Origin of the sequence: Kitasatospora sp. NPDC057500 (assembly GCF_042802195.1) — a bacterium.
In the GTDB taxonomy this organism is placed as follows: domain Bacteria; phylum Actinomycetota; class Actinomycetes; order Streptomycetales; family Streptomycetaceae; genus Kitasatospora.
The window spans coordinates 20,990-29,290 of the sequence record NZ_JBHVER010000097.1 but is presented as its reverse complement, the minus strand read 5'-3'; the positions used below and the strand labels follow the sequence as shown (position 1 = coordinate 29,290).

The window sequence follows — 8,301 nt, the reverse complement described above, 5'->3', positions numbered from 1 at the left end:
CCCTTGCGCGGTCGTGCGGGCCGCCCGCCGTCCGGGTGCTGGTGGGACGCGCCTAGGGCGTCTCCAGGGTGCCGAGGGTGACCTCGGCGGTCCTGCTCCGGCCGTCCCGGTCGTAGGTGACGGTGACCTTGCTGCCCGGCGCCAGCGAGGCCAGCGCGGTGGTGAGCGAGTTCAGCGAGTCGACCGCGGTGTCGCCGATCCTGGTGATCACGTCGCCGACCTGGAGGCCCGCCGAGGCGGCCGGGCCGTCCGGCGTGACGGCGACCACCACGGCCCCGGCCGGGCGGAAGTCCTGGTCGAAGTAGGTCCGGGCGGTGATGCCGAGGGCGGCCCGGCCGGAGTTGGTGACCTTGCCGTCCTTGATCAGCTGGTCGGCGATGCTGGTCACGGTGGAGGCCGGGATGGCGAAGCCGATGCCCGGGGCGGCGGCGCCGTTGGCCTGCGGCTCGGTGGCGGCCAGCGTGTTGATGCCGATCACCTGGCTGTCCAGGTTGACCAGCGCGCCGCCGCTGTTGCCGGGGTTGATCGCGGCCGAGGTCTGCACCATGTTGCCGATGACGGCGCCCGGCGAGCCCGGGCTTCCCGGCTCCGAGACGGTCCGGCCGGTGGCCGAGACGATGCCCTGGGTGACGCTGCTGGAGAGGCCGAGCGGGCTGCCCATGGCGAGCGTGATCTGGCCCAGTTCGACCTTGGTGGAGTCCCCGAAGGACGCCGGCTTGAGGCCGTCCGGCGGGCTGCCGAGCCTGATCACCGCGAGGTCGGACTCCGGGTAGCTGGCGACCAGGGTGGCGTCCAGCGGCTTGGTGCTGCCGGCCAGCGTGACGGTGAAGGCGGTCGCGGTGCCGACCACGTGGGCGTTGGTGACGATGTCGCCCCGGTCGTCGTAGACGATCCCGGAGCCGAGGCCGCTCGCGGTGGTGATCTGCACCACCGAGGGCAGCACGTCCCCGATCACCCGCTGGTAGTCGGACTGGAGCTGGTTGGCGCCGCCCGGCTGGACGGCGCCCCCGGTGGCCCCGGCGGAGGCGGTCGGGGAGCCGTTCGCCGACGAGGAGGAGTCCGAGGACGACCCGTTGCTGCACCCGGCCAGCGCCAGCGCGGCCAGTACCGCGACGACGATCGGACGTGCGGACTCCTTCGTGCGGTTCACCGTGACGGCCTCCGGATTCCTCGGCGCGGCCATGACGGGCCGCTTCGGACGCGACGCAGAGATCTTTGTCAGCATTTCACCGAAATGTCCGGTTCTCCCGCTCCGACGCGCCCACGGCGCCACCGCGAAATCCCCACACCCTAGGATTCGGCCCATGACTTGGTTGATCACCGGCGGTGCCGGTTACATCGGCGGGCACGTCGTGCAGCAGCTCCTCGACGCGGGCGAGCGCGTGGCCGTCCTGGACGACCTGAGCACCGGCGACCGGACCCGGCTGCCCGAGGGCGTCGCCCTGGTCGAGGGGTCGACCCTGGACCGGACCGCGCTGGACGCGGCCATTCGCGAGCACCGGGTGGAGGGCGTCCTGCACTTCGCCGCCAAGAAGCAGGTCGGCGAATCGGTCGAGCAGCCCTTCCTGTACTACCGCGAGAACATGATCGGTCTCCAGACCGTCCTGGAGGCCGCGGCCGAGGGCGGCGTCAAGCGCTTCCTCTTCTCCTCCTCCGCCGCCGTCTACGGCATGCCCGACGTCGACCTGGTCACCGAGTCGACCCCCTGCGCGCCGATGAGCCCGTACGGCGAGACCAAGCTGGCCGGCGAGTGGCTGGTGGCCGCGGCCGGCAAGGCGTATGGGATGTCCACCGTCGCGCTGCGCTACTTCAACGTGGCCGGCGCCGCCTCGCCGGAGCTCTCCGACGCCGGTGTGTTCAACCTGATCCCGATGGTCTTCGAGCGGCTCACCGCCGGCCAGGCGCCGCGGGTCTTCGGCGACGACTACCCCACGCCGGACGGCACCTGCGTCCGCGACTTCATCCACGTCTCCGACATCGCCTCGGCCCACGTGGCCGCGGCGAAGCGGCTGGCGGCCGACCCGGCCGGGGAGACCTCGCTGGTGCTCAACATCGGCCGCGGCGAGGGCGTCAGCGTCCGGGAGATGCTGGACGTGATCGGCAAGGTCACCGGGTACGACACGACCCCCGAGATCACCCCGCGCCGCCCCGGCGACCCGGCCCGGGTGGTCGCCTCGGCCGAGCTGATCAACCGCGAGCTGGGCTGGACCGCCCGGCACGGGGTCGAGTCCATGGTGGACTCGGCCTGGGAGGGCTGGTGCAGCCGCCACCCGGAGGCCCGGAAGTAGCGCGCCCGCGGCGGGGGCCCCCGGCTCCCGCCGCCCGCCCCCGGTCAGTGCGAGGGCACCGCCGTGCCGTAGAAGGCGTCCAGCGCGTAGACGCACCGGTCCTTGCTGCCGACGAACACCTTCCCGCCGACCGCCACCGGTGAGCCGGTCAGCTCGCCCTTGGTGCCCAGCTCCCAGCGCAGCTGACCGCTGGCCAGGTCCACGGTGTGCAGCGAGTGGTCCCGGCTGCCGAGGTGCACCAGCCCGTCGGCGACCGCCGGGGAGCCGACGATCTCGTCCCGCGCGGTGTACCGCCAGCGCTCCCGGCCGCTGCCCGCCTCGAACGCGTACAGCACCTCGCCGCTGCCGACCAGCACCATGCCGTCCCCGACCACCACCGGCTCGGCGCCCTGCCGGGTGCCGGTGACCGCGCGCCAGCGGTCCCGGCCGGTGGCCGCGTCCAGCGCGTAGACCGTGCCGAGGTAGTCGGCGACGTAGACCGCGTCGGCGTCCAGCGCCGGCGGGGTGAACAGCACCACCGGGGCCTCGAACCGCCAGCGCTCGGCGCCGCTCGCCGCGTCCAGCGCGTACACCCGGGTGCCGGCCGTCACGTACAGCACGCCGGAGCGCTCGACCGGGCGGGACGGCACGTCCTCGCCGACCGCAACCGACCAGCGCAGGCCGGCGCCGCGCGGGTCCACGCAGCGCAGCCGACCGCCGCCGTAGTAGTACGCCGCACCGCCCACCACGGCCGGACCGGACTGCGGGTTCTCGAAGTCCTGCTGGGCGTCGTCGGCCCGCCACAGCTCGGCGCCGGTGGCCGCCGAGCGCAGCTGGACGCCGCCGCCCCGGACGCCGCAGCAGAGCACGCCCTCGGCCGCGTCCAGCGAGTACACCCAGCCGTTCAGCGAGTGCCGCCAGCGCTCGGTGCCGTCCGCGACGTCGACCGTGTACAGGTGCGGGCCGTCGGCCGCGTGCACCCGGCCGGCGTCCACGGCGAGCGCCCAGGCGACGTCCCGGGTCTTGTAGCGGCGCTGCCCGGACGCGATGTCCAGGGCGTGCACCTCGAAGCTGGAGACGAACAGGGTGCCGTCGGCGACCACGGGGGTGCCCCAGACGTCGTTGGACATCCGGAACCGCCACGGCCGCCAGCGGGCCGCCCTGGCGGCCGGGGGCGGGGTGATCCGGCGGACCCAGTCGGTCTCGGCGGGCGGCGCGCCCGGGCCGGCCTGCTCGGCGCGCGGCCCCGGCCCTATCCGGACCGAGGCGCCGGGCAGCCGCACCTCGTCGCCCTCGTCGGCGACCGGCCGGCGGTGCCGGCTGGGGGCGGCCAGCTTCTCGGTGGCCGCCTCGGTGTCCGGTCCGGGTGGTCTGCTGTGCACCGGCCCGGCGGACGGCGGGGCGTGCCCGGCGACCGCCCTGGTGCGCGGGTCGTCCTGGCCCGGGTGCGACACCGGAGCCCGGTGCGGGACGGCCTGGTGCGGCGGGTGCTGCGGCGCGGGCTGCGGCGGGACGGCCGGCGGCGGCTGGCGCCGGCCGCGCTTCTGCTCGATGAGGGCGAGCGCGTCCGGCGGCAGCCAGTCCCCCGCCTCGCCGGAGGCGTCGTCCCGGGAGAACAGGTGCGGGGCCAGCTCGGCCTGGATCTGCTCCGGGGTCGGCCGGTGCTCGGGCGCCGGCCGCATGCAGGCGCGCACCAGGTCGGCCAGCTCCGCGGGCAGGCCGGAGAGGTCGGGCTGGTCGCGCAGCAGCTGGAAGACCGTCTCCACCGGGTTGGCGCCCCGGTAGGGCGGGTGGCCGGTGGCGCAGAAGACCAGCAGCGAGCCGAGCGAGAAGACATCGCTGGCGCCGGTGACGCCCCGGCTGTCCCTGGCCTGCTCCGGCGACATGTACGCCGGGGTGCCGACCGCGACGTTGGTCATGGTGAGCCGGGTGCTGGAGACCCCGGCGGCGATGCCGAAGTCGATCACCCGGGGGCCGTCCTCGACGACCAGCACGTTGGACGGCTTGAGGTCGCGGTGGACCAGTCCGGCGGCGTGGATGGACTGCAGGGCCTCGGCGATGCCGGCCACCAGCCAGCGCACCGCCCCGACCGGCAGCGGCCCGCACTCGGTGACCAGGTCCTCCAGGGACGGCGCCGGGACGTACGCGGTGGCCAGCCAGGGCACCCGGGCGTCCGCGTCGGCGTCCACCACGGCCGCCGTGTAGAAGCCGCCGACCGTCTTGGCGGCCGCGATCTCCCGGGCGAACCGGACCCGGAACAGCTCGTCCTCGGCCAGTTCCCCCCGGACCGTCTTGATCGCCACCCGTCGGCCGGACGCCGACCGCGCCAGGTAGACCAGGCCCATGCCGCCCGCCCCGAGCCGCCCCAGCACCTCGAAGGGCCCGATCCGCCTCGGATCGTGCGCCGTCAGCTGGTCCACCCGCTGCCACCTCCCCGTCTTGAGCACCGCCCGCGTGGTGCCGCGCACCCACCGCGTGGTGCCGGACCCGATTCTCCAATGCCGCCCGGCCCATCTCCAACCTCCCCCGCCCAGAGCGGTGTCCGGCCGGAGGGAGGCTCCACTGCCCGGTCAGCGGCGCCGAAACGGCCGGATTCTGACGTCCGCTCCGGCCTCGACTTGCACCCGACACGCCCGGGCGTGCCGCGAGGGGCAACTCACACCCCCGCGGCAGCCGTCACGCTCCGTTACTCGATAACCCCTCAGCGAAGGGTTCGTCACCCTGCGGCGTCGCCGGTGCACGGGGGGGCGTCAACGAGGGGTGCGGGGGGCTGAAAATATCCATCCGAAGCGCCCTGAACGGCTATACCAACCCCCGTGCGGAGTAATTGTCACATCACCGAATCGCGCCAAGATCGGGCCACGGTAAGCTGACGGCATGACAGGACAAGTTCGCACCGTCGACGGTCGCGTCGCCGGGCGACGCGGACAGGAGACGCGGCAGAAGCTGCTCGACTGCCTCCGCGAGATGCTCAGCACGTCGCCCTATCGGGACGTCAAGGTCATCGACGTCGCCCGTATGGCGGGTACCTCCCCCGCGACCTTCTACCAGTACTTCCCGGATGTCGAGGGCGCCGTCCTCGAAATCGCCGAGGAAATGGCCAAGGACGCCGACACGCTCAAAGAGCTGGTGGCCGGAAAGTCCTGGGCAGGGAAGTCCGGCACGGCCACTTCGGAAGAACTGGTCGACGGATTCCTCGCCTTCTGGCGCAAGAACGACGCCATTCTCCGCGTGGTCACGCTCGGTGCCGCCGAAGGGGACAAGCGGTTCTTCAAGATCCGCATGACCGTCCTCAACGCGGTCGCCAAGCCGCTCACGGAGGCCGTCAAGGAACTCCAGGCGAAGGGCCAGGCCGACAAGTCGCTCGATCCGGCCGCGGTCGCCGGGTCGCTGGTCTCGCTGCTCGCCTCGGCGGCCGAGCACCAGAAGGCCTTCACCTCCTGGGGCGTCAAGGTCAAGGACCTCAAGCCCAACCTCGCTCCCCTGGTGTACCTGGGCGTCACCGGCAAGAAGGCGCCCAAGTAGACCGATCCGCTCCGACCCACCTTCCGCTTCGCGCGCGCCCCGGCCTCCTGTCCGGGGTACGACGGACGGCGGCCGTGTCCTCGGGGGAGGTCCGCCGGCGGTCCGCCGCGCGCCATGACACGCCTGTGGGCGGTCACCCGGCAAGGGTGACCGCCCACAGGCATGTCGGGAGGTGTCAGGACAGGTGGATCACGGGCAGCGGACGACCTGGCCCGCGTAGGCGAGGCCGCCGCCGAAGCCGAACAGCAGGACCGGGTCGCCGGGGGACAGCTCGCCGCGCTCGACCAGCTTGGAGAAGGCCAGCGGGACGGAGGCCGCCGAGGTGTTGCCGGAGTCCACGACGTCCCGGGCCACCACCGCGTCGGTGACCCCGAGCCGGTTCGCGATCGCGTCGATGATCCGCAGATTGGCCTGGTGCGGCACGAAGCCCTTCAGCTCGGACGGGTCGATCCCGGCCCGCTCGCAGGCCTGCCGGGCCAGCGGGGCGATCTGGGTGGTCGCCCAGCGGAACACCGACTGGCCCTGCTGGCTGATCACCGGGTCCCAGCCGGTGATCACCACGGCGTCGCCCCGCTCCGGCTCGGAGCCCCAGACCACCGGGCCGATCCCCGGCTCCTGGCCGTCCTCCTGGGCCTCGACCAGCGCCGCGCCGGCACCGTCGCCGAAGATCACACAGGTGGAGCGGTCGGTCCAGTCCAGGGTGTCCGACATCCGCTCCGCGCCGATCACCAGCGCCGTGCGGGCCGCTCCGGCCCGGATCGCGTGGTCGGCGGTGGCCAGTGCGTACGAGAAGCCCGAGCAGACCGTGTTGATGTCGTAGGCGGCCGGCGACCGCACCCCGAGCCGGGCGGCGACGGCGGCGGCCGTGTTGGGGCTGCGTTCCACCGCGGTGCAGGTGGCGACCACGACCAGGTCGACCTCGGACGCCGTCCGGCCGCTGTTGGCCAGCGCCTTCTGCGCCGCCTCGGTGGCGAGGTCGACGACGGTCTCGCTCTCCGCGATGTGCCGCGTCCGGATGCCCACCCGGCTGCGGATCCACTCGTCGTCGGTGTCGACCAGCTTCGCCAGGTCGTCGTTGGTGAGGACCTTGGGGGGCTGGTAGTGGCCGAGTGCCACGATGCGCGAACCGCTCATGCTGCCCACTCAACCGCGTTACCCACTGGTCAGCGGGTCGCGACCGGCTACAGGATCCGCGCCGGGATGCTGTAGGAGGCCGACAAGGGCCGTTGCGGCAGACGGGTCGACGCCCCGGCCCCGGAGCGCGGTACGGACGGAGGATTCGGTCCGGCGGCCCGCTCAGGACGCCAGCGAGGCCGCGTCGCCCATCACGATCACCGGACGGGCGGCCGGGTCGAGGGTGCGGATCAGCTCCGCCATCTTGTCCTCCGGGACGGAGACGCAGCCGTGCGTCGGACCGCCGTGGTCGACGTGGATCCAGATGCCGCCGCCCTTGGTCGAGCCGTTCGGGCGGCGCGGGTCGAGCGGGGACTTGCCGGGGACCCGGTTGTAGTTGATCGCGACGACGTAGTCGAAGGAGCCGGCCAGCTGCTCGCCGGCGAAGCCCGTCCCGGAGACCACGAAGTTGGCGTCCTTGTCGTACGGCAGCTTGCTGCCCGGGTCGGCCTTGCGGCCGCCGGCGTCGGTGAGCGAGAAGACGCCGATCGGGCTGCGCAGGTCGCCCTCGTTGTGGTCGGTGGTCCAGCCCTTGTACGCGTTGTGGCCCTGCCAGGTCTCGCCGGCCAGCCAGCGGCCCTCGGCGGTGCGGGTCCAGAGCGTGACGGCGGCCTTGTTGGTGTCCTTGCCCTCGCCGGTGGCCAGCACCACCTGGTTGGTGTCGGCGGGTATCCGGCCGGCGAACGAGGCGCCGAGGCCGGGGATCGCCTCGACCGAGCCGTCGGCGCGCGCTTCGCTGCGGGCGGCGGCCGGGGTCTCGGCCTGCCGGGCGTCGGCGGCCTGGGCGGCCGGGGCGGCGGTCGGCGAGGCCTGGTCGGCGGCGGGCTGCGCGGCGGGACGGCCGCCCTCGACGCCCTCGGGGCCGGGGCCGTCGGCGGCGGTCACCCCGGGCCTGGCGGTGTCCGGGCCTACCGTGTACCAGCCTGCGGCGGCCGCGAGCAGCAGGGCGGTACCGGCGACGGCGACCCGGCCGGTGCGCTTCTTCTTGGGCTTGCGCCGGTGCCCGCGGGCGGCCGCGCGGCCACCGGCCGGGGCGGCGGCGGTGCCCCGCTGCCGCGGCAGCGGGGCCGGCGACGGCTCCGGCTCCGGCTCCGGCTCCGGCCGGGACGCGGGCTGCTCGGGGTGCTCCCGGAACGGCAGGTCGTACGCGTCGAACTCGTCCTGGGTCCGGTGGCCGTACCCGGCGTCCGCTGCCTCGTACAGCGGACCGTCGTGCTCCTGGTGGCCGCCGTGCGGCTGCTGCGGTGCGCCGTGGGAGTGCTGCGGCGCCTCGTACACCGGCTCGTACGACGGGTACGGGGAGGTGCGATGGGAACCGGACATGTGGCCGATCCTG

6 protein-coding genes are annotated in these 8,301 nt (G+C 73.9%); 2 read left to right on the top strand and 4 right to left on the bottom strand.

Annotation, left to right across the window (positions count from 1 at the left end; genetic code table 11):
* Window positions 1-52 precede the first annotated feature (52 nt).
* A complete protein-coding gene (locus ACFU74_RS21160; RefSeq protein ID WP_380758914.1) occupies window positions 53-1,183 on the bottom strand; it encodes a S1C family serine protease in 1,131 nt (376 codons plus the stop codon).
* A 121-nt stretch (window positions 1,184-1,304) separates the two neighbouring features.
* Here ACFU74_RS21160 and galE point away from each other — a divergent pair, with 121 nt between their 5' ends.
* Window positions 1,305-2,288, top strand: coding sequence for a UDP-glucose 4-epimerase GalE (gene galE / locus ACFU74_RS21155; protein ID WP_380758912.1), 984 nt, complete (start codon window positions 1,305-1,307; stop codon window positions 2,286-2,288).
* Window positions 2,289-2,332: 44 nt separating this feature from the next.
* Here galE and ACFU74_RS21150 read toward each other — a convergent pair whose 3' ends face one another.
* Complete coding sequence (locus tag ACFU74_RS21150) at window positions 2,333-4,687, bottom strand: PQQ-binding-like beta-propeller repeat protein (protein WP_380758916.1); 2,355 nt, start codon at window positions 4,685-4,687, stop codon at window positions 2,333-2,335.
* Between the two features lie 457 nt (window positions 4,688-5,144).
* On the opposite strand from ACFU74_RS21150, the gene ACFU74_RS21145 reads away from it, so the two are divergent.
* Complete coding sequence (locus ACFU74_RS21145) at window positions 5,145-5,792, top strand: TetR family transcriptional regulator (RefSeq protein ID WP_266311629.1); 648 nt, start codon at window positions 5,145-5,147, stop codon at window positions 5,790-5,792.
* A gap of 189 nt (window positions 5,793-5,981) precedes the next feature.
* Here the strand turns inward: ACFU74_RS21145 and ACFU74_RS21140 are convergent, their stop codons facing one another.
* Together ACFU74_RS21140 and ACFU74_RS21135 are read right to left on the bottom strand one after the other, a co-directional pair.
* Window positions 5,982-6,926 carry a beta-ketoacyl-ACP synthase III gene (locus tag ACFU74_RS21140; RefSeq protein WP_380758909.1) on the bottom strand — a complete coding sequence of 315 codons (945 nt, stop codon included), beginning with the start codon at window positions 6,924-6,926 and terminating at the stop codon, window positions 5,982-5,984.
* A gap of 162 nt (window positions 6,927-7,088) precedes the next feature.
* Window positions 7,089-8,288, bottom strand: coding sequence for a L,D-transpeptidase family protein (locus ACFU74_RS21135; protein ID WP_380758907.1), 1,200 nt, complete (start codon window positions 8,286-8,288; stop codon window positions 7,089-7,091).
* Between the last annotated feature and the right edge of the window lie 13 nt (window positions 8,289-8,301).